The organism is Kribbella sp. NPDC050470 (assembly GCF_044458365.1).
Taxonomy (GTDB): domain Bacteria; phylum Actinomycetota; class Actinomycetes; order Propionibacteriales; family Kribbellaceae; genus Kribbella.
Genome location: NZ_JBITHV010000008.1, coordinates 154744 through 175068 on the forward strand (window position 1 = coordinate 154744; position 20325 = coordinate 175068).

General features: G+C 67.3%; 19 protein-coding genes and 2 pseudogenes. 6 read left to right on the forward strand and 15 right to left on the reverse strand.

Features of this window, described 5'->3' with window-relative positions; genetic code table 11:
• Positions 1-54 precede the first annotated feature (54 nt).
• Entirely contained in the window at positions 55-1374 is a 1320-nt protein-coding gene (locus ACIBGM_RS24785; RefSeq protein ID WP_396386874.1) for an acyl-CoA dehydrogenase family protein, read from the forward strand.
• A gap of 12 nt (positions 1375-1386) precedes the next feature.
• Here the strand turns inward: ACIBGM_RS24785 and ACIBGM_RS24790 are convergent, their stop codons facing one another.
• From ACIBGM_RS24790 to ACIBGM_RS24850, 13 genes and pseudogenes are all read right to left on the reverse strand, one after another.
• Positions 1387-2625 (reverse strand): tyrosine-type recombinase/integrase, encoded by a 1239-nt coding sequence (locus ACIBGM_RS24790; RefSeq protein WP_396386875.1) that lies wholly within the window; start codon positions 2623-2625, stop codon positions 1387-1389.
• 394 nt (positions 2626-3019) lie between these two features.
• Positions 3020-4057 carry a fumarylacetoacetate hydrolase family protein gene (locus tag ACIBGM_RS24795; RefSeq protein ID WP_396386876.1) on the reverse strand — a complete coding sequence of 346 codons (1038 nt, stop codon included), beginning with the start codon at positions 4055-4057 and terminating at the stop codon, positions 3020-3022.
• Positions 4057-4473, reverse strand: a complete 417-nt coding sequence (locus ACIBGM_RS24800; RefSeq protein ID WP_396386877.1) for a nuclear transport factor 2 family protein — start codon at positions 4471-4473, stop codon at positions 4057-4059. The genes ACIBGM_RS24795 and ACIBGM_RS24800 overlap by 1 nt, the downstream gene beginning before the upstream one ends.
• Positions 4470-6503 (reverse strand): NADP-dependent phosphogluconate dehydrogenase, encoded by a 2034-nt coding sequence (gene gndA, locus ACIBGM_RS24805; protein ID WP_396386878.1) that lies wholly within the window; start codon positions 6501-6503, stop codon positions 4470-4472. Before gndA ends, ACIBGM_RS24800 begins: the two co-directional genes overlap by 4 nt.
• Complete coding sequence (locus ACIBGM_RS24810) at positions 6500-7426, reverse strand: NAD(P)-dependent oxidoreductase (protein WP_396386879.1); 927 nt, start codon at positions 7424-7426, stop codon at positions 6500-6502. Before ACIBGM_RS24810 ends, gndA begins: the two co-directional genes overlap by 4 nt.
• Before the next feature lie 54 nt (positions 7427-7480).
• A complete protein-coding gene (locus ACIBGM_RS24815; protein ID WP_396387065.1) occupies positions 7481-7966 on the reverse strand; it encodes a zinc-binding dehydrogenase in 486 nt (161 codons plus the stop codon).
• 3 nt (positions 7967-7969) lie between these two features.
• Positions 7970-8119, reverse strand: a complete 150-nt coding sequence (locus tag ACIBGM_RS24820) for a hypothetical protein (RefSeq protein ID WP_396387072.1) — start codon at positions 8117-8119, stop codon at positions 7970-7972.
• A 24-nt stretch (positions 8120-8143) separates the two neighbouring features.
• A pseudogene (locus ACIBGM_RS24825) lies at positions 8144-8254 on the reverse strand (hypothetical protein); the annotation flags it as partial.
• A gap of 44 nt (positions 8255-8298) precedes the next feature.
• Positions 8299-8496 (reverse strand): annotated as a pseudogene (locus ACIBGM_RS24830) (alcohol dehydrogenase catalytic domain-containing protein); the annotation flags it as partial.
• Between the two features lie 82 nt (positions 8497-8578).
• Entirely contained in the window at positions 8579-9349 is a 771-nt protein-coding gene (locus ACIBGM_RS24835) for an SDR family oxidoreductase (RefSeq protein WP_360538714.1), read from the reverse strand.
• Positions 9346-10719: an MFS transporter gene (locus ACIBGM_RS24840; protein ID WP_396386880.1), complete on the reverse strand. Its 1374-nt coding sequence runs from the start codon at positions 10717-10719 to the stop codon at positions 9346-9348. The genes ACIBGM_RS24835 and ACIBGM_RS24840 overlap by 4 nt, the downstream gene beginning before the upstream one ends.
• Positions 10720-10966: 247 nt before the next feature.
• A complete protein-coding gene (locus ACIBGM_RS24845) occupies positions 10967-11704 on the reverse strand; it encodes an IclR family transcriptional regulator (RefSeq protein WP_396386881.1) in 738 nt (245 codons plus the stop codon).
• Between the two features lie 73 nt (positions 11705-11777).
• Entirely contained in the window at positions 11778-12827 is a 1050-nt protein-coding gene (locus ACIBGM_RS24850; RefSeq protein WP_396386882.1) for a D-2-hydroxyacid dehydrogenase, read from the reverse strand.
• Positions 12828-13577: 750 nt separating this feature from the next.
• Between ACIBGM_RS24850 and ACIBGM_RS24855 the strand changes: the two genes are divergently transcribed.
• Entirely contained in the window at positions 13578-13928 is a 351-nt protein-coding gene (locus ACIBGM_RS24855; RefSeq protein ID WP_360538702.1) for a hypothetical protein, read from the forward strand.
• A gap of 597 nt (positions 13929-14525) precedes the next feature.
• Positions 14526-14798 carry a hypothetical protein gene (locus ACIBGM_RS24860; RefSeq protein ID WP_396386883.1) on the forward strand — a complete coding sequence of 91 codons (273 nt, stop codon included), beginning with the start codon at positions 14526-14528 and terminating at the stop codon, positions 14796-14798.
• 374 nt (positions 14799-15172) lie between these two features.
• Here the strand turns inward: ACIBGM_RS24860 and ACIBGM_RS24865 are convergent, their stop codons facing one another.
• Together ACIBGM_RS24865 and ACIBGM_RS24870 are read right to left on the reverse strand one after the other, a co-directional pair.
• Complete coding sequence (locus ACIBGM_RS24865; RefSeq protein ID WP_396386884.1) at positions 15173-16327, reverse strand: hypothetical protein; 1155 nt, start codon at positions 16325-16327, stop codon at positions 15173-15175.
• Between the two features lie 1012 nt (positions 16328-17339).
• Positions 17340-17930 (reverse strand): TetR/AcrR family transcriptional regulator, encoded by a 591-nt coding sequence (locus ACIBGM_RS24870; protein ID WP_360538956.1) that lies wholly within the window; start codon positions 17928-17930, stop codon positions 17340-17342.
• A gap of 73 nt (positions 17931-18003) precedes the next feature.
• Between ACIBGM_RS24870 and ACIBGM_RS24875 the strand changes: the two genes are divergently transcribed.
• From ACIBGM_RS24875 to ACIBGM_RS24885, 3 genes are all read left to right on the forward strand, one after another.
• On the forward strand, positions 18004-19044 hold the full coding sequence (locus ACIBGM_RS24875) for a hypothetical protein (RefSeq protein WP_396386885.1): 1041 nt from the start codon (positions 18004-18006) through the stop codon (positions 19042-19044).
• A gap of 116 nt (positions 19045-19160) precedes the next feature.
• Positions 19161-19541, forward strand: a complete 381-nt coding sequence (locus ACIBGM_RS24880) for a hypothetical protein (protein WP_396386886.1) — start codon at positions 19161-19163, stop codon at positions 19539-19541.
• A gap of 101 nt (positions 19542-19642) precedes the next feature.
• Positions 19643-19984, forward strand: a complete 342-nt coding sequence (locus tag ACIBGM_RS24885) for a hypothetical protein (RefSeq protein WP_396386887.1) — start codon at positions 19643-19645, stop codon at positions 19982-19984.
• Positions 19985-20325: the final 341 nt, after the last annotated feature.

Here is a 20325-nt window from a genome sequence, read left to right on the forward strand (position 1 = left end):
CAGTTACACTCGTGGGTAACATCTGGCCGCTGTCCCTGCCCTGTGAGGATGTTGATGACTGACCCGAAGACCCCGTCCGCGGTTTCGTCGGACGTGATGACGCTGGCCGGTGAGCTCGGCGCCGAGCGCTCCAAGCCGGACTGGAACACCTTCTCGCTCGCCCTGAACCAGGAGCAGCGGGAGATCCGCGACTGGGCCCACACCTTCGCCGCCGACGTGATCCGCCCGGCCGCCGCGGAGTGGGACGAGCGCGAGGAGACCCCGTGGCCGGTCATTCAGGAAGCCGCCAAGATCGGGCTGTACGGCCTGGACGCCAACGTGAACCTGTTCGTGGACCCGTCCGGGCTGCTGATGCCGCTGGTCCACGAGGAGCTGTTCTGGGGTGACGCCGGCATCGCGATGTCGCTGAAGGGCACCGGGCTGGCGTCGTCCGCGATCTTCTCCAACGGCACGCCCGAGCAGTGGAGCCAGTGGATGGGGCGGTGCTACGGCACGCCGGACGACGTACGCGTGGCCGCCTTCTGCTCCTCCGAGCCGGGGGCCGGGTCGGACGTGTCCGCGATCCGTACGCGGGCGACGTACGACGCCGCTTCTGACGAGTGGGTGATCAACGGGCAGAAGGCGTGGGCGACGAACGGCGGGATCGCGGACATCCACGTGGTGGTCGCGACGGTCGATCCGGCGCTCGGGACGAAGGGGCAGGCGGCTTTCGTCGTACCCAAGTCCGAGGTGCGCGGTCTGCAGATGGGCACCAAGCTGCGCAAGCACGGTCTGCGGGCGTCGCACACCGCGGACGTCTTCTTCGACAACGTCCGGATCCCGGCCGGCAACGTGCTCGGCGGCAAGGAGAAGCTCGACGAGCGCCTCGCCCGCGCCCGCTCCGCCTCGTCCGGCGGCCGCAACGCCTCGATGGCCACCTTCGAGATGACCCGCCACATCGTCGGCGCCCAGGCCATCGGCATCGCCCGGGCGGCGTACGAAGTGGCGCTGGAGTACGCCAAGAGCCGCGAACAGTTCGGGCGCCCGATCATCGACAACCAGGGCATCGCCTTCAAACTCGCCGACATGGCCATGGAGATCGACGCCGCCCGGCTGCTCGTCTGGCGCGCCGCCAACATGTCCGCCGCCCTGATGCGCGGCGAAACCCCCGACTACCGCCACGGCGAAGGCTCAATGGCCAAACTGAAGGCCGGCGAGGTCGCCGTCCGCGTCACCGAAGAAGCCATCCAAATCCTCGGCGGCAACGGCTACACCCGCGAGTACCCCGTAGAACGCATGCACCGAGACGCCAAGATCTACACCATCTTCGAAGGCACCTCCGAAATCCAGCGCCTGGTGATCGCCCGAGCCATCTCCGGGATGCGCATCCGCTGACGTTTCCGCAGGTCAGAGGTCGATTGCAGGACCTTCAGGGTGTGGGCCGCCGTCTGGCTCCCAGTAGGTAGTAGGGGAGTCGCCGGCGGCCTGTTCCGTCACAGTTCCGTGAGAGAAGGTGGAGAAGAGGCGAGCCAGGCGGGCGTCCACTGCCTTCCTCGCCCGCTCATGCGAGGACGGAAGCATGTGGGTGTACAAGCGGAGGGTGAAGCCCGGGTCTCCGTGACCGAGGTACTCCGCAAGCTCCTTGATGTTGACACCGTCGGCCAGAGTGATGCTCGCGTAGTAGTGCCGCAGCGCGTGCATGCCGGTGTCGCGACTCGTCTTGTACTGCCTCCGGCCGCGGACGTCTTTCCCTGGCATCGGGATCACGCCCGCCTGGGCGAGCGCCGCCTTCCAGACCAGCTCGTCGTACGTGCGAGCGCGGATGTGCTTGTCGTCCGTCCACCGGAACAGGAGCTGGACTGTAAGCGGCTTCCCATCGAGCTTCTCCCACGGCAGGGTGTATGGCCGCGGTGTCGTCGCCTCGATGTGCTGTTTGAGTGTCAGGGCCGTCCCCTCCGACATCGGCACCGTCCGCTCGGTGTCGTTCTTGGGCAGGGCGAACACGAAGTCGCTGCCCAGCTTCTTCACCTGCCGCCGCACGTTGATCACCATCTCGTCGAAGTCGACATCCTCCTCAGCGAGCCCGAAGAGCTCGCCTTGGCGTAGTCCAGATGCTGCGCCGACGGACGCGATCGGCCGGTACAGCGGCGGATGACATTCGACGACCCGGAACACGGTCTCGTCGCTCCACGCGACGACTCTGCCGCTCTTCTCCGCAGGGACCGTCACAATCCGCGCCTTGGCCGGATTCCGTTTGATCGACTCGTCGTCGACGGCGACCTCCAGGGTCCCGTGCAGCACGATGAACGCCGTGCGCGCGGTCGACGATCCGAATCGCGCATCCAGGTCCGCGAGCCAACCGGCGATCTCAGACGGCTTGATGCTCCTCAACTGCCGCTTCCCAAAGACCGGCGCAACATGCAGCCGCAGCGAAGACTCGTACCTGATCACGCTCGCCGGGTCCACGACCCGCGACTTCAGCCATCGCTCGGCCACCACCTCGAACCGAACCTTGCCGGCGTTCGGATCGATGTACTCACCACGTGCCCTGTCGGTCTCCATGGCAGCCGCATGCCGCTCGGCGGCCACCTTGGTGCTGAACACCTTCGTCCGCTCGTTTCCCTCCGGATCCAGCCACCCCGCCATCCACCGCTTCCCCCGCCCCCACCTCCTACTCTGCTCCCGCCGAACCGTCCCATCGGCCTGCATCACCGGATGAGTCCAGAGATCCTTCGCATACGCCATCGCCCTCACACCCTCACGCACTGCCGAACCTCAGGTTCAACGTCTGGGCGACTCACGCAGAGCTGTGACGACGTCGAGAGGACTGTCGATTGATGGTCGACCCCTTGGTCGACTTTGCCTTTATCGCATGCGTCGGGGTCGCAGATAGGGGCGCGCCTCGAACCCCGTAACCGCTGAATTCCAACGGAGACTGATCGAAGGTTGCCGCTGGCCCGCAAATGTTGCCGGTGACCTGCGGTTTCTCGAAGTCGGAGTGTGCGTCGACTCGCGTGCCTGCGCAATGCTGCACGCTGATTCAGGTGCGCAAAGGGTGTGCAGCCTGGTTGGGTCTGCTGCACGAATAGGTGACAGCTAGGGTTCCGCGCCAACGCCTTTCGGCGCTCGGCGCGTACCTCGGTGGCGTGGATGGCCGGCAGGGTTGGTCGGTCCGCGCCGACGACTCCACGGGCCCGCGCCCTGTTCCAACAGCCTGGGGACCACGTTCCGGCGAGGCCGTCGTCAGTAGGTCACGGGTGACCCGCGGCTGGTACCGGTGGGGCGAGGTCGCTGAGCCGAGCGTGACGACGGGATTGGTCAGCGTTCCGATGGCGGGCACGATGACCCGGCTGACGCCGCCTGGGCGCAGCCGCCTGCTGGGACCGGCGGCGCCGCAGAGGACGACGTCGCCGGGATGCAACGTCATCACGACGGAGAGATACACCAGTACGTCGGCGACTCCTCGGGCCAGTCCGGCCGTGCTCGCCTGCGGGCCGAGACCGGTGTCGTCGCCGAGTTGGACCGCGACGTCGCTCGGATCGAGATCCGTGCGGATCCACGGTCCGAGCGGTGTATAGGTGTCTCTGCTCTTGGCGGTGGTCGACAGGCTGTCCGCTGCCTGGGCGGTTCGGTCGGTGACGTCGTTGGCGCAGGTGTAGCCGAATACGGCGGTGAGGGCGTTGTCACGGGTCAGGTTGCGGGCGGGTGTGCCGATGACGACGGCGAGTTCCGCTTCGGCGTCGATGCGGTGGTGCCGGCTCGCCTCCAGTTCGATGGCTTCTCCTGGGGCGATGACCGAGTGTGGAGACTTGTGGAACGCCTGCGGTGGTAGCGCTTGGTCGGCCTGCCCGGTGTTGTGCGCCATGCCGACGATGACCCGGGGGTGGCACGGCGCCAGCAGGGTTGCGTGCTCGGCCGGTATCGAGGAGGTCGTGCTGATCGTCCCTGCCGCGTCGGAGGCGAAGGGATCGGCGATCGGGTGATAGCTCGCGGTGTCGTCGGCGTCCAGTTGAACGTCGGCGTACGTTCGTGCGCCCTGGTGGGGTCCGGCCGTGACCTGGATCCTGGCGACCAGCATCAGGCACCACCGACCGGCGTCGCGCTTTCTGCGACGCCAGCGTCGCCGGCGATGCCGAGCGGGGCGAGCGGCTCGTTGACCCACGACACCAGTTGCCAGCCGGCACCGTCGGCTTGCCGGGTGAAGACCCTGATGTTGCGAAAATGCTGCGCCCCGGCCGGAGTGGCCTTGGAGACCGCGCAGACCACGACCGCCCGGTTGTCGAACATCGTCGTGGACTCGATGCGCGTCTGCCGTGGCGAGCTGACGGTCAAGGAGTCGAGGAAGGTCGCCCGGTCGTCGAAGCGCAGGCCATCCGGGCGGCCCATGCTGAAGGCCGGTGCGAGGAGACGTTCGAAGAAGGCTCGATCCGCGGACGCTTCGGCGTCCCCGATCGCGAGGTTGATGGCGGCGAGTTCGCGTTCCGGCCGGATCATGCGGAGTGCCTCTCTGTGCGGTCGCCGGCCCACAGGGTGTGGAAGGTCCCGGTTTTGTCCACACGCTGGTAGGTGTGCGCCCCGAAGAAGTCGCGCTGGCCCTGGGTCAGGGCGGTGGGCAGCCGTTCCGATCGCAGACCGTCGTAGTAGGACAACGCTGCCGCGATGCCGGGCGTTGGGATACCTGCTCTCGCGGCTCCCGCGACGACGTCGCGCCAGGAGTCCTGCGCGGCTGTGATGGCGTCGGTGAAGTACGGTGCCAACAGCAACGATTCGGGAAGCTCGGTGCCGGCGGCGACGTCATAGGCCTCGGTGATCCGGTCCAGGAACTTCGCCCGGATGATGCACCCGCCGCGCCAGATCCGCGCCACCGCACCGACATCGATCGACCAGCCGTACGCCGCCGCGCCCGCGGAGATCTCGTCCAGGCCTTGGGCGTAGGCGACGATCTTGGAGGCGTAGAGCGCGCCCCTGACATCCTCGACGAACGTGTCCTTGTCAGAGACCGCGCACGCGCCGGTCGGCCCCGGCAGCCTGCCAGCAGCGGCTGCACGCAGGCCCGTCGTCGAGGAGAGACCACGGGCGAAGACTGCCTCCGCGATGCCCGACACGGGGACGCCCAGCTCGAGCGCGGTCTGCACGGTCCAGGTGCCGGTGCCCTTCATGCCTGCTGCGTCCAAGACGATGTCCACGAACGGTCGCCCGGTCTCGGCGTCGACGTGACCGAGCACCTCAGCGGTGATCTCGATCAGGAACGAGCCGAGTTCGCCCTTGTTCCAGGCGGCGAAGACTTCGCCGATCTCGGCCGGGGCGAGTCCGGCTCCGCGGCGGAGCAGGTCGTAGGCCTCGGCGATGAGCTGCATGTCGGCGTACTCGATGCCGTTGTGCACCATCTTGACGAAGTGCCCGGCGCCGTCGGTGCCGATGTGCGTGCAACACGGAGCCCCGTTCACGTGAGCCGAGATCTTCTCCAGAATCGGGCCGAGCGACTCGTACGACTCCGCCGAACCGCCGGGCATGATCGACGGGCCGTTCAGGGCACCTTCCTTACCGCCGGACACACCGCAGCCGACGAAGTGGATTCCCTTCTCCTGCAGGCCGGCCTGTCGGCGCCGGGTGTCGGCGAACTTGGCGTTGCCGGCATCGATGATGATGTCGCCCGGTTCCACCAGCGTGGCGAGTTCGTCGATCACTACGTCGGTCGGGTCACCTGCTTTGACCATGACGAGGATCTTGCGGGGGACGGCCAGCGAGGCGACGAAGTCCTCGATGGATTCGGAGGGGACGAAGGTGCCGTCGGCGCCGTGCTCGTCGATCAGGGCCTTGGTCTTGGCGTACGACCGGTTGTGCACGGCGGTGACGAATCCGTTCCGGGCAAGGTTGCGGGCCAGGTTCGACCCCATCACCGCCAGTCCGGTGACGCCGATGTCGGCCTTGGCGGTAGGGACGTACGACACGTGATTCTCCTCAGGCTGGGGATGAGTACGACGGCTTCTGGTGGCCGGTTCAGGGGTGAGCTCGAGGCGACGGATGATCTCGGCCGCGATCTCGGCGGGTGGCCGCTCGGCCAGGACCGACAGGGTGTTCTCGTCCGTCTGCGGCGGTTCCAGTACGGCGATCTGGGATGCGAGCAGCGTGGCAGGCATATAGTGGTCCGTTCGCTCGGTGAGCCGCCGGCCGATCAGGTCCGCGGAGCCGGAGAGGTGCACGAAGACCACGTTGTCGCCGGCCAACTGGTCCCGGTAGCTGCGCTTGAGGGCCGAGCAGGTGATGATGCCGGGAACGCCGGCCTCGGCGTGGCTTCTGATCCAAGCCGCTACCTGGTCCAGCCAGGGCCGGCGGTCCTGGTCGGTCAGCGGCACGCCGGCGGACATCTTCACGACGTTCGCGAGCGGATGAAGGTCGTCTCCCTCGGCGTTGTCCCACCCCAGCTGCGCGGCGAGAATGCCTGCGACCGTGGTCTTTCCGGCCCCGGAGACACCCATGATCACGAGCACCGGGTGCCGCGGGGGAGAGCTTGTCGCCGTCACTCGACCTGCCCGTAGAGCCGCATCAGGTTGGCGTTGTCACCCCGACCGAGTCCCTGGTCGACCAGTTCCTGGTTCTGAGCGAGCACGAGTTCGGTGAGGGGCAGCACGAGGTCCTCGGAGTGGGCTGCGGCGGCGGCCGTGCCGAGGTCCTTGACCATGTTGGCGATATTTCCGGTGGGCGTGAGATCGGCTGCGGCGAACTTGAGGAAGAACTCCTGGAAGAGCGCGGAATCGGCGCGGCCGCCTGTCAAGGAGGAGAGCACTGCCTTCGGATCCAGTCCGGCAGCCCGGGTCAGCGCCGAGATCTCGGCCAATGCGCTGAACCCGATCCCGACGAGTATCTGGTTGATGAGCTTGACGAACTGGCCCGCGCCGCTCGGGCCCACGTGGGTCACTCTGGCCGCGAGGTGGTCCAGGACTGCGGTGGCCCGGCCGACCGAGGCGTCGTCGCCGCCGACCATGAGGCTGAGCCGGCCTGCCAGCGCCCCGGGGGCGCCGCCGGACAACGGGGAGTCGACCCAGTGGACGCGCTGCTCGACGACCCGTTCGGCGAAGTCGCGGGTGCGGTCCGGCGCGATCGACGACATGTCGATGATCAACCCGTCCCGGTCGGAGGTCCACCCAGCCAGGACGCCTCGTTCGCCGAACACGACCTGCTCGACGATCTCGGCGGTGTTCAGGGACAGTACGACGATGTCGCAGTGCGCGGCGATCGTCGCGGCGGTGCCGTAGAAGGTCGCCCCCTGGGCGACGAGCTCGTCCGCGGCGTCTCGTCGAAGGTCGGTGACAGCGAGCCCGCCGAGCTCTCGTTGCAGGCGGGTGGCGATGGCGTGACCCATCACTCCGAGTCCGACCACCCCCACGCGGCCTACGGTGTTCCCCTGCCGGGCGGTCGAAGCATCGATCTGATTGCTGGCGGTCATGAGAGTTCCTTTTGTCGTCATTTCGAAAGCGGTTCGGTACTGCTCCGGCGACCTTCAGGAGTCGGACAACCGAAGGACGACCTTTCCCGACGACGCGGGGTCGGCGGCCACATCCATCGCCGCGACCGCGTCGGACAGGTCGAACGTGTGGGTGATCACGGGGTCCAGGACGCCGGTACCGGCAAGCAGGCCAATGGATTCGTCGAGCTCGGTGTCGAAGCGGAACGCGCCCCGAACATCGATCTCCTTGGCCACCAGGCCGGAAAGCTCGGCCGGGCGAGGGCCGGGCGGAAACATGCCCAGCTGCACCAGCACGCCCCTACGGCGTACGGCGGCCAGCGCCGGGCCGACCGCCACCGTGGCTCCCGACGCCTCGAGAGCCACATCGAAGTACTGGTCCGGCAGCTCGTCGGTGCCGATGCGCACGGTGCGATCCACGCCGGCGTCGAGTGCGATCTTCAAGGGCAGGTCGAGCAAGTCGGTGGTCCACACCTCGTCGGCGCCCGCGGCCTTCGCCGCACCCGCGGCCAGGATTCCGATCGGTCAGGATCCGCTGACCAGGACCTTCGCCCCGGCCACGCCACCGGCCCGGTTCAGCGCGTGCAGGCCGACGGCCAACGGTTCGGCAAGAACAGCCCGCGACAACGGAAGAGTGGGCGGCAACACCCGCAACTGGTCTTGCCGAACGATCATGTACTCGGAGAAGCCCCCTTGCGTGTGCGGGAAGCTTGCCGCCGACCCGAGATACCGCGCGTTGCGGCAGACGTTGCGGATCCCGGCTGCACACTCGGGGCAGTCGCCGCAGGGTGACGCGGGATGGACAGCCACCGGAGTGCCCCGGGCAGCGTGCCGGACGGATCGCTCTCGACACGTCCGACGACTTCATGGCCGAGGACGAGCGGCTGGCGCAGTGCGAACGCCCCCACTGCGCCGTGCCGGTAGTAGTGAAGATCCGAGCCGCAGATGCCGCCGTGCGTGTTGCGCACCAGGACCTGACCCAGATCCGGCGACGGCTGGGGAAAGTCGTCGAACTTCAGATCCCCCGGCCCATGGACCACCAGCGCCAACATGTCTATCCCTTCGATCGAGGTGCGGAGCCAGAGCCGTCGGGTCGCGGCGTTGCGCCGGGACCCGACGGTTGTTGCCTGGCGCTCACAGCACGGAGAGCATTCCGCCGTCGACGTACACGATCTGGCCGTTGACGAATGCGGAGGCGTCGGACGCCAGGTAGATCAGCGTGCCGACCAGGTCATCCACCTTGCCCCAGCGACCGGCAGGTGTGCGGCTGCGCACCCAGGCTGAGAAGGCCTCGTCGGCGACCAGGGCGCTGGTCAGCTCGGTCTCGAAGTAGCCCGGACCGATGGCGTTGACGCAGATCCCCGACCCGGCCAGGTCGCCGCACATGCCGCGGGTCAGCATCTTGATCGCGCCCTTGGTCGCGGCGTACGGCGCGATGCCCGGCCGGCTGACCTCCGACTGCAGCGACGCGATGTTGATGATCTTGCCGTGGCCGCGTGGCTTCATGCGAGCGGCGACCTCGCGACCGACGAGGAAGGCGCTGGTCACGTTGGTGGCCAGCAGGGCGTTCCAGTCCTCGACGGTGAAGTCGGTGAACGGCGCCCGTCGCTGCATCCCGGCGTTGTTCACAACGATGTCGAGCGGACCGATGGTCTCCTCGATCTCGGCGATACCCGCGGCGACCGCGGCCGGATCGGTGACGTCGAACGGCATCGCATGGGCCGTGCCACCGGTATCCCGCTTGATCTCGCCGGCCGCCACGGCGAGCGCGGAGGCCGAACGAGCGTTGAGGATCACCTCTGCGCCCGCCTCGGCGAGACCGTGGGCCAGCGCGCGGCCGATTCCGCGGGAGGATCCGGTGACCAGGGCTTTGCGCCCGGTGATGTCGAACAGTGGGTGCGTCATGCGGCTCCCCGCTGATTCTGTGTGCCGGCGAGGGGAACGTCCTCGATCCGGGTCAGCGTGCGTGCCCGGGTCTCGGGGGTGATGAAGGTGGTGACGACGGTGATGAGACCCAGCACGAAGGTGTAGAGGCCCAGTGGCCACCACGAGTAGTCGGTCATGGAGAGGAACCAGACACCGAGCAGCGGCGCCGCGCCGCCGGCGATGACGGCCGAGAACTCGCGGGACACCGCGACGCCGATGTAGCGGTGCCGGTTCCCGAAGAGTTCCGGCAACATCGCGCACTGCGCGCCGAGCATCGTGTTCACGCCGAGGCTCACGCCGAGTACGACGACCAGGACGACCAGGGCAGGATTGCCGAGCGAGAGCAGGTACCAGGCCGGCCAGGCGAGCAAGGTCAGGAAGGCGGCTCCGGTGCGGTAGACCGGGATTCTTCCGAAGCGGTCCGACAACGCTCCGGCCAGGGGGACAGTCAGTATGCCGATACCCGAGGCGACAGCGACGGCGAGTGGTCCGATTGACTTGCCGAGACCGACGGCGCTCGAGGTGACGAAGGTGATCGACAAGGTACTGAAGAGGTAGGAGCCGCCGTTCTCGCCCATCCGCAGTCCGATGCCGCGCCAGACCTGCCTGCGCGCGGTACGGAACAGTTCGGGCAGCGGATGCTCGGCGATCTGCTCCTGTTTCTCGAGCTCGACGAACGTCGGGGACTCCCGCAGCCGAAGGCGGATGAACAACGCCAACGCGATCAGGACGATCGAGGCGAGGAACGGTACCCGCCACAGCCAGCCGTAGAGTACCTCGTCGGGGGCCAGGCCCAGCAGGGCCCACACGGCGGCCGCCAGCAGAGTTCCTGCCTGGATGCCCACGAAGGGCAGCGCGGAGAGGAATCCTCTATTCTTCGTGGGGGAGTACTCGGCCATCAGCACGGTCGCTCCGGCCTGTTCGGCGCCGGCCCCGAATCCTTGCAGCAGTCGCAGCACGACCAGGATCGTCGGTGCCCAGATGCCGATCGTGGCGGCCGTGGGCAGCAGCCCCACGAAGGTGGAGGACAGGCCCATGATCGCGATCGTGAAGGTGAGCACCCATTTGCGTCCCAGCCGGTCGCCCATCATGCCGAAGAACAGGCCACCGAGGGGCCGCGCCAGGAATCCGATCGCGTACGTCGCGAAGCTGAGGATCAGCGCCTGGTTCACGCCGAAGGCAGGAAAGAACAGCTTGCCGAAGATCAACGCCGATGCGGTGCCGTACAGCGCGAAGTCGTAGTACTCCAGCGCGCTGCCCACTGAGGCGGCCAGGGTCGCCTTGCGCAACTGCTCGGGGGGCACCTGTGCGCGGTGGTCCACTGCCGAGTCCTGGGCTTGTTGTGTCATGCGTCCTCCTAGACCTGTGGGGCCATGGGGCGGATGTCGTGAACGGGGAGCGCCCAACTGGAGTCCCAGAGCTTCGCGAAGTGGGCACTGCGTGACGCACACCATAACCACCTACGGAACAGCGTTCAATAGGTGGTACCGGATGAATTTCGGGAGGAGCGAATGCGGGCATGGCAAGCTGCTCTGCGCCGTACAACGGGCAGAGTCGTCGCGTCGCGCTGGGTGGACCCGCAGCGAGTGTTTCGGGTCAGCCGAAGATGAGCGGGTTGCTCAGGGCGGCCGCCACCGACTTCAGTTCGCCGAGCAACTTCTCGCGCATGGACTCGGTGGCGAGGTTCTTCAAGACGGTCACGCCGAGGGACAGCATGGGGCCGCCGGCCTGACGCGGGGTCAGTCGCACGGCCATACCGATGACGCCGGGATGCACGCCCTCGTCGTCGAACGCGTAGCCGTCCGCACGCGCCTTGGCGAGCCGCGCCTGCAGGGCCGCAACGCCGGACAAGGAAGCGTCGGTCATATGCGGGATCTCCACGCCGCGGAAACGGCGGGTGACCTCGGCCGGTGGCAGGACCGCCAACAGGGCCTGGCCGGTCGCCGTCAGGGCGGCCGGGAACCGCTCGCCGATGTTGGCCGCCAACCGGAACCGTGACCGCCCCTCGTACCGCGCGAGGTAGAGCACGTCCGTGCCGTCCAGCAATGCGATCTGGACGACGTGGTCCCGGAGGGACACCGTGCGGGAGCAGAGCTCGTAGAAGCTGCGGACCTCGTCGAATCCCGCAAGGTAGGCGCCCGCCAGTTCGACCGTGCGCCGGCCCAGGACGTAGCCGTTCTCGCGCCGTTGGATGATGCGGGCGTCCTCGAGGGCCTGGCACAGGTGCGACGTGGAGGACTTGGCGATGCCCAGGGATCTGGCCAGGTCGCTGACTCCCAGGGGCTCACCTCCGGCGACCTCCAGTGCGTCGAGGATCGCTGCGGCCCTCGTCACCGCAGGTGCCGGACTGCCTTCGCCGTCGGACCGGAAACGGCGCACCGCGGCCGGCGGCTCGTGCCCGGGTTCCTCAGTAGAAGTGCGTGATGTCGACGACATTCAGCAGTTCCTTCCGGTTGAGCAACCTGTGCAGGTTGGTCGCGAAGAGCTCCGCGATACGGCGGTCCTCATGCGGGCTCAACGCTGCTGTGTGTGGTGCGATCACGACCTGCGGCATCGCCCACAGCGGTGAGTCTGCGGGCAGTGGCTCCACGGCGACCACGTCCAGGAAGGCCGCACCCAGCCGGCCCGATCGCAGCCCGTCGACCAGGCTCGGCTCGTCGATCACGGTACCGCGCCCGACGTTCACGATGGTCGCTCCGGGTTTCGTCGCGGCGATCAGTTCGGCGCCGTACAGACCCCGGGTGGCGGTGGTCTCGGGCAAGGTGAAGACGATGGCGTCCGCACGGCCGACCAACTCGGACACGGCCTCGATCGGGTGCACCTCGTCAACGTACTCGACCGGCTCAGGCTGACGTTTCGTGCCGAGCACAGTGGCGCCGAGCGCCTTGACCAGCCGGGCCGTCTCCTTGCCTATCCCGCCGAGGCCGACGACCACCACCGTCTGCTCGTGGACCTGCTTCATCGCCCACCGATCCGTCCACTGCCGGGTCGCCTGCTGGGCCTGCAACCGGGCCAGATCCTTCGCTCCCGCCAACACCCCGAAGAGAGCGAACTCGGCGAGAGTGCGGCCGTGCACTCCGGCTGACGTGGTGAATTGCACCCGTCTCAGCTCGGCGGCCGTCAGCTCGGCCGCCTTCACCTGCGCACCGCCGCCGGCGGCCATCGTCTGAACCCAGCGGAGGCGGGGGTTCGACCGAACGGCCGACGCCAGCGCGGCCGGCTTGTTGTCCGGGATCCCGTAGAAGACGTCCGCCTCGGCCAGCAGCCGGTCGAACTCGGCCTGCTGGCGGCGCGTCCGCCGGAACCCCGGGTCGCCCTCGTGGTCGCCGGGGAACCGTTGCGCGGGCAACAGGGCGTCGTCGACCAGCAGGTCCACCCGCGGGTCGACCTCGGTCAGCAGAGGCCGCAGGCCGGGCTCGAGCGGCGTGGCGATGGCGATCTTGATGCTGGACGACACCGAACTCCTCCAGGTTTCCCCCCGCACGGTAGCGGACTTGGCTTACAGCGCAGCATACGACGCCCGGACCACAGACGGAAAGATGTTCACTGGACTGGACATGCCCCGTCCGTCCGGCAGCAGTCCCGTCAGAACCCCAGCTAGCTCGGTGACCCGACGCGCGCTCTTGGTGCGTTCGGCGATTCCGGCGTAGTGGGCGACGACCCGACCAAGCTGCTCGACGCCGGTTCCGAAGACGCCCGCTAACACTTCTGATACCGAAGCGCTCGCGTCATTCGGAGTGTGACCTACCTGGCCGCACACGTCTGCTGCCGGGCCCGACCAGCGCGATCACGGTCTACAGCTGGAGCACAAGGCCTGCTCAAGGAGCCTTCGTGGGCTACATGGAAGACATCGTTACGAAGACTTAAGGGAACATATGTTCTGGGTACCTGCTTGAGTGCAGTGGTCAGTTGCGGTCCTGCGTGAGGAGCGTGGGCAGGGGGTGCGAGGTCGGTGTTCATTGGGACGATCTACGTCGGAGCGTGCCCAGATCGTTGCCAAGAATCGGTGGCAGGCCGGACTCGATCGATCGGAGCAACGCGAGCTCATGTCCGACTGACGATCACCATCTCGTTGCCTTCGGGGTCGGCGACCCGCCAGCGATCCTCCGACTAGCGGTGGAAGTAAGACGCGATCGCTCAAACACGAGACTGGAGCACGCTGGCTGCGGGATAGTGGATGCCTAAGCCACCTCACCGGGGGGAACACATGAAGCGACTTCTCGCACTTGGCGCGTCAACGGCCGCCGCGGTCGCGTTGCCCGCGCTGCCGGCCGGCGCCGACGCCCCGCCCGGACATGGTCTGGAGACGTTCACCGTCGCCTGCGCCGAAGGCGCGATCACGGTCGTCGGCACGCCCGGCGACTCGGCGAGCCGGTGGATCGACGACCAGCACATGGTCCTGCTACTGATCACCTTTACGCCTACTGGGGGCGTAGAAATCGTCGCCAAGGCGTTTGGCAAGAAGACTGGCCTTGCCTCGAACGCGGTCAGCTGCACGGTCACGGACCCCGACGGCACCGCCACCGTGGTACGGGCGCCCGTACCGCCGGAGGGATAGCAACATCCGGCGGCGGGCAGTTAGCCCGAGTCCGTACCAGGGCGTGCGTGGATCCACATGTTGGGCGCGAACGTATGAGGCGTAGTTGTGCCCGCCGCAGATGATGCCTCCGACGGCCACGTGCTGGTATTCGGGAAACAACTGGTCAGCGCTCGAGGGGAACCGAGTCCTTCGCCCGAACACCACCGCGGTTGGCCGGTAGGTTGACCTACTGCCGGGGTGTACCAGCCGCCGTGGCCGTAGCCCATCTGGCCAGCGACGTCGCCTAGCTCCATGCGTGTCCTGCAGCTTCCGGTCGGTCAGTGTGACTTAGCGCCGACCCAACGGCGATCCATGTTGCGGCCACAGGCAGCAATAGGTGCGATCTCCAAGATAGCCATTCGATGCCACGATCTCCGGCATAGGGCCCGATAACACCCAAGGGTCGGAGCACATGTACCTCGCAAGCTCTGGTCGTCTCCAACCTCACCGCATGATCCGGGTCGCCGACCGTGCTTGCGCTGCGGCACATGAGGTTCCGAGCGCTAGGCAGCGCTCCAAACGAGTTCAGTCAACTAGCCGGGTCGCGGTGGTCCGTCGAGGCAGCCAGGCCCGGCTGTGGACGCGCACCGCAACGACATCAGCGACCGGTTCCCCGATGTCGTCGCCGCCGCCGAGCTGCCCGCCGCCTACGCGGCGTTCGACCTGCTGGCCATCGGCGGCTGGCGGCGACCTGGGCGCCGCCAGTTGCAACTGACCCCGGTCACCAGCGATCTCGACGAGGCAACGGACTGGTTCGAGGTCCTGCCGGCCGCGATGGGCGCGCCGAAGGGCTCGTCGTCAAAGGCGCCGCCACCCGCTACACGCCCGGCCGCAGAGACGCCTGGCTGAAGGTCAATTCTGTTGGGGGAGGCGGTGTTCGGTTCTCGCACCCTGACCGAATCTTGCGAGGTCAGGCCGCGGGTCGTTGCTGGGCGATGGTGCGCGACAGGTGTCGCGCACGAGTGGGTGTGTTGGTAGAAACGTGTCACCAGCCGTCAATGAGTGGCTGGTGCGGCCTCGGTGGGACGCCCCGGCCGACTGCAGGATCCGGCGATGCTGGCCTGGACCTAGATGATGGTTCTGCGATCCTCTCGCCCACTTAGTCCCGGTTCGCCTGTTTGTGTTTCTGCCGGCTGACCGGCGCGTGTGTGTGCGGACGGTCCGGCAACGGCGACCGCCCGCGACTCTGGTGCTGGTCGCGGGGCGGTCGTCGTACAGCTGGATCAGAGGCCGCGGATGTAGAAGACCTTGCTGAGGCCCGACTGGTAGTGGTAGCACGTCGGGAAGTAGACCCGGTACGGGATCAGGCCCTTGTACGCCGGCTGGGCGTTGAGGGTGAATCGTCCGCTCGCTCGGACCAGCCCGGAGCTGACCGAACGCCACTGGGTCGCTCCGTAGAGCCGCTGCAGCCAGACCTTGCAGCTTTGTGGGGCGCCGGCGACCGAGCCGTTGACCGGGACGATCGTGCCGACCGGGGCGCTGGTCTTCGACGGCATGGCCGAGACGATCCCGGGCCGGGCGACGAAGAACTTCAGACCGGCGATGTCCCCCCTGTCGCCCGGGCGGGCGGGGATCCGGAGGCAGTGGAGGGCGTTCGCGGCCGACGCCGGATACGCCTTCGTGACGGTCCCGCTCGGGCTGGTGAGCGGGAAGTCGCCGCCCACGTCCTGGTCGCACTGGCTGTCGATGCCGACCAGTACCCGGAACCGGGTCGCGTAGGGCTTTCCGGTCGCCGAGTCGATCACCGACCAGGTGATGCTGAAACCGGATCCGAAGGGCACGATCGGCGGGGTCACCTTCGCGGTGATCTTCGGCAGGTGATAGCCGGTCACCGTAAGGGTCGGCCCAGCCACCAGCGTCGGATCGGCCGGCATGGGTCCCAGCTCGTAGACGATCAATGGCCCGGTGGTCACGCCGATCACGGTGAATTTCCCGTCGGCCGTGGACGGAACATACACCGGCCCGGCCCATTCGCCGTCCTGCGTCGTGCCGGACACCCGCGGCAGATCGGTCGAGATCAGGTAGGTCGGGCTGCCGGTGCCGCCGGTCCGCTGGAGATGGGCCACCAGCGGCATGTTCGCGTCGTTGGGTTCGGCGGAGTCGTAGCCGCCCTTGACCCGAACCTGCACGGCCACTGTGTTGAGGCCGGAGACCGCGACCGCGGTCTTGTCCAGGGTGACGTCGGTGATGGTCAGTCTCGGATCCGGTGCCGCCTGAGCGGACGGGATCGCTCCAAGCAACAGCCCCACCAGTGGCGCTGTCAGGAGTATCGACACCACCCGCCGGAGTACCCGGCCCGCGGTGAACGCAGTCGGCGGTCGTGACTCCGGTACCGGCGTACCGCGTAGCGGCGCCAGCGCGAATGAAACATGCAACATCTCAAAGCCCTTCCAATCAGCGTCGCGAGAGCCCCAGAACTCGCTTGTCTTGGGCCGCGATATCAGCTGTGGTTGGTCGAGCACTGCTGCGGCCGACGTTCGCCTTTATTGCGTTCCCCCCTTGCTCAGCTAGATGCCGCGATCCACAGGGTTTGTTATTCACCAAACCAGGACGTTGGGACGATGGGCGTTACCGGTCGCGGTGTGGACCGGCCCGGACGTGAGCAGGCCAGCGTTCGGCCGGCCCAGGGAGAGCCCTCCGGGGGCCTCTTCGCGAGCCGTCGGGCTGTTCCAGAGGTCGCAGTCGAGGGTGAGATCACCGACGACGGCGGGGCGGCAGTGCTTGGTGATGCGATACTCGGCCCACCAGACACGGAAGTCGGCGTTCCTGAACCGAGAGCTCTATTACGCAGCAACGCCACCACTCGCCGGAGGACCCCGCCCGGTGTGAACGCAGTCCGCGGTCGTGGCCGCGGCACCGGCGTACCGCACAGCGGCGCCAGCGCCAATGAAAAATGCAACATCTCAAGGCCCTTCCAATCAGCGTCGCGAGAGCCCCAGAATCGCTTCTCTTTCGGCCGCGATATCGGCTGTGGTCGGTCGAGCACTGTGCCGGCTGACGTCCGCCCTTTTGCGTCCCCTTGATCACCTAGATGCCGCGATCCACGGGGTTTGTTATTCACCATCCCGGGGCGCCGGGACGACGGGCGTTACCGGTCGCGGGGTGGACCAGCTCGGAGGCGAGGTCGTGCACCCGCCGATCAACCACTCCAGCCAGACAATGCACGACACCAAACTCGCCCTGGGTGAAGGTGAATTCTGTAGGTGTGGGCAGGTGTTCGGTCCTGCGACTGACCCGCCGATTGGGCGGCAATCGGCGCTGGGTGCAGCCGGCGATGCGTGCGCAACACCTGTCGGGCACGACTAAGCCGCAGACATCGCCGCCTCCGGGCAGGCCAATGCAGCCAGTGACTGACATACGCCGAGCGCTCGTTGGTGCCCTGCGTGACGATCAGGTTTCGATCGCGAGGCCGTCGAGGTGACGGCCGATCGCGGCTCTCAACGATTCGGCGGTGTGGATGTCGGCCCGCATGGTCGCGTGCACGGCGAGGCCGTCGAGCAGGGCGTGCAGCCGCTCGGTCTCTGCCGGTATGTCGGTCGGGGCGAGGCCGGCTGCCGACAGTTCGGTGAGGATCGCACGGCAGCCCGCCCGGAGCGCGTCGTACCCCTCGTCGCGCAGGGCCCGGAGCGCCGGGTCCACCATGGCGCGGGATGTGAAGGCCAACCAGACCTCGTTCTCGGCGCGCCGTTCGTCATCGAGCGGTAGCAGTTCGAGCAGTACACGCTCTGCTCTTCGCCTCGGGTCGGGCTCAGGCTCCAAGCTGGCAAGGCGGGCCTCGATCCGGTCGATCACGGTCCGGAACGCGAACATCATGAGCTCGGACTGACTCGCGAAGTAGTGGCGCAGCGAGCCCATCGACAGCCCGGCCTCGCGGGCGACGTTGCGGACCGAGGCCTGCTCCAGACCGTCGCGGCGTACCAGCCGAAGTACCGCCTCGACAACGTCCTGGCGGCGCTCCACAGGATCCACAACCTTCGGCATTGACCTTTTATAGCACAGTCGTGCTAGTCTCATCGTGATAGCACAGTCGTACTACGAAACGCTCGGAGATCCGATGACCCTCGTCCAAGACCCTGAGGCGCATCCAAGACCGACCCGCCGCCACCTCGCCGCGCTGGTTCGTCAACGCAGTGTCCGCCTCGCCGTGCTGGGCTGGATCGCTGCCAACGCATTGGTCTTTGCCGTTGCGGGGGACCGCCTGCCGTTCGACTGGCCGACCGCTGCGGCGCGGACTCCGGTCGGCCACCTGGTGGACGCCAACCTTGCCCTTGTTGAGGTTCTCCTACTCACCGCGCTGGTCTGGCGGCTGACCCGCAAGCGGACCGTGCCCAACCTGGCCGACCGCGCCCCCGAGCGGTCCGTGGCCGCCCGCGAAACGCTGCTCCTGCTGCTCTACGGGGCAGCCGGACTGGGCCTCGGTTTCATCCTGGCCCGACTCGCCGGTTGGCATCCTTTCGGCCTGCACCTCGCCGGGTCGATCTACGGAACGCATGAACATGTCAGCCGCGCGGAGTCAATCGCCTGGGCCGCCTATAACCTCGTCGTCTACGCGGTAGTCCCGCTCCTGGTCTTTCGGCGCCGTTACTCGGCCGCGGCGCTCAATCTCCGCTCGAGCAACCGCCGCGCCGACACCGTGCTGGTGGGCGTGATCCTGTTGATCGAATCACTCGTTCAGCTCGCCGCGCTCAACCCGCAGATCTTCGAACTGACCGCACCTCAACTCGCGCTTGGGGTTCCCCTGACCTTCGCGCTGTATCTGGCCGGCGCCGTCCTGCCCGCGATGATCTTCGTCTACGCAATCTTGGTGCCACGCTTCCTCCGCCTCACCGGGTCGACCGCAACCACGGTGATCCTGGGCGGCCTCACCTACACCGCGCTGCACGTCTGGGACGCCTGGGCGATCTTCAACTCACCGGGCAACGCCGCCCTGTCAGTCGCCTTCCTGCTCTTGACGTACTTTACGCCGGGAATGTTCAAGACCGTCCTCACGGTGCGAACCGGCAACGCCTGGGTCCACGTCTGGGCCTATCACGCACTCGCGCCCCATACCCTCGCCGACACACCACACCTGGTCCACGTCTTCCACCTCAAATAGAACCCGAGCCGACGTCGGGATCGCTTTCCACGGCGGCACGCCATCGGGTGTCGCGCACCCAGTGGCGCGCGGCCTCCGTGCGACAGCGCGCGACAGTCTCCGAAACCCGACGAAAGGTGAAACACCGCGAAACCCGCGAGGTGATCGTCGGCGGTGTCCTCGGCACCATCAGGCGGCCCGACGTGATCCTCGCCGGCCTCTACAACGCCGACGGCGAGCTGGTTGTGATCGGCCGCACCGTTCCTCTCAAACCAGCGCAATCAGCCCAGCTCGGCGCGCCGCTGACGCCAGCCGGACCCGAGCATCCCTGGCCGGACGAGATCAGCTCCTATCGCTGGGGCGGCCAGGACGCGAAGAAGCCGCTCACCAAGGTCCAGCCGACCGTCGTCGCCGAGGTCACCGCCGACGCCGCGACCCAGGCCGGTCAGGTCCGCTACGGCATGCGGTACGTGCGCTTACGTCCCGACCCGCAGCCGGAGGACGTGCCGTTCGCCTAGCGCGTCAGACAGGCCGGGCGGCCAGCATGAGCGACCCGATTCCGTGGAACGCTGGGTTCATGAACGCCGCTGGGGCCCTAGGAACTACCGTCCGTCGGTTCTTGCACGATCTGGGACTCTCGGGCCAGCGGCCTGATCCGCTCGCGTTGAAGTATGGCCAGGATGACGGCCGCCAACGGGGGTCAGAGTCTGAGCGCAAGGCTCTGGTGCGCGAGCTTCGCAAGCAGCAATGCAAAGCCGAGAAGCTACGCAACGCCGAACGGGGGCGGCAGCAGCGGGAGGACCCGGAAGTGTCGGCTCCGAACCGCTCTAGGGCACTGATGCAGCTCGGGCTCTCTATCGTGGTCACGGTCGTGGCCCTCATCCTCGTGTTCGGCGACGAAACCCAACAATCAACAGGGGCCGGTCTGCTCGGCATCGTGTTGGGCTACTGGCTGAGATAGACGCCACGCCTTTGAGCGCCAGGTCATGCAGCCTGTTGTACCGACTAGCATCACCGGGGAACTGGAACAACCACAGATTCCAGTAACGCCTACTCCTAGCAGTACGGCCGGATCTCAGGCATGAAGACGCGAGTTGTGGGATGAGGTTGGAGGCTCCCGACCGTTAGGGCTCGGAGCCGATGTCTGCGGCGTGCAGGCTGTTGGTGAGCTGGACTCGCGACTGGACGTCAATCCATCAGCCTGCTTCACCGGTCGAGTCCACTGATCCTTCACATACGCCATCGCAAGCCACGCCTTGCGCTGAACCGTTCAGGTGCGGGGGCTCAACGGATGAGGTGGAA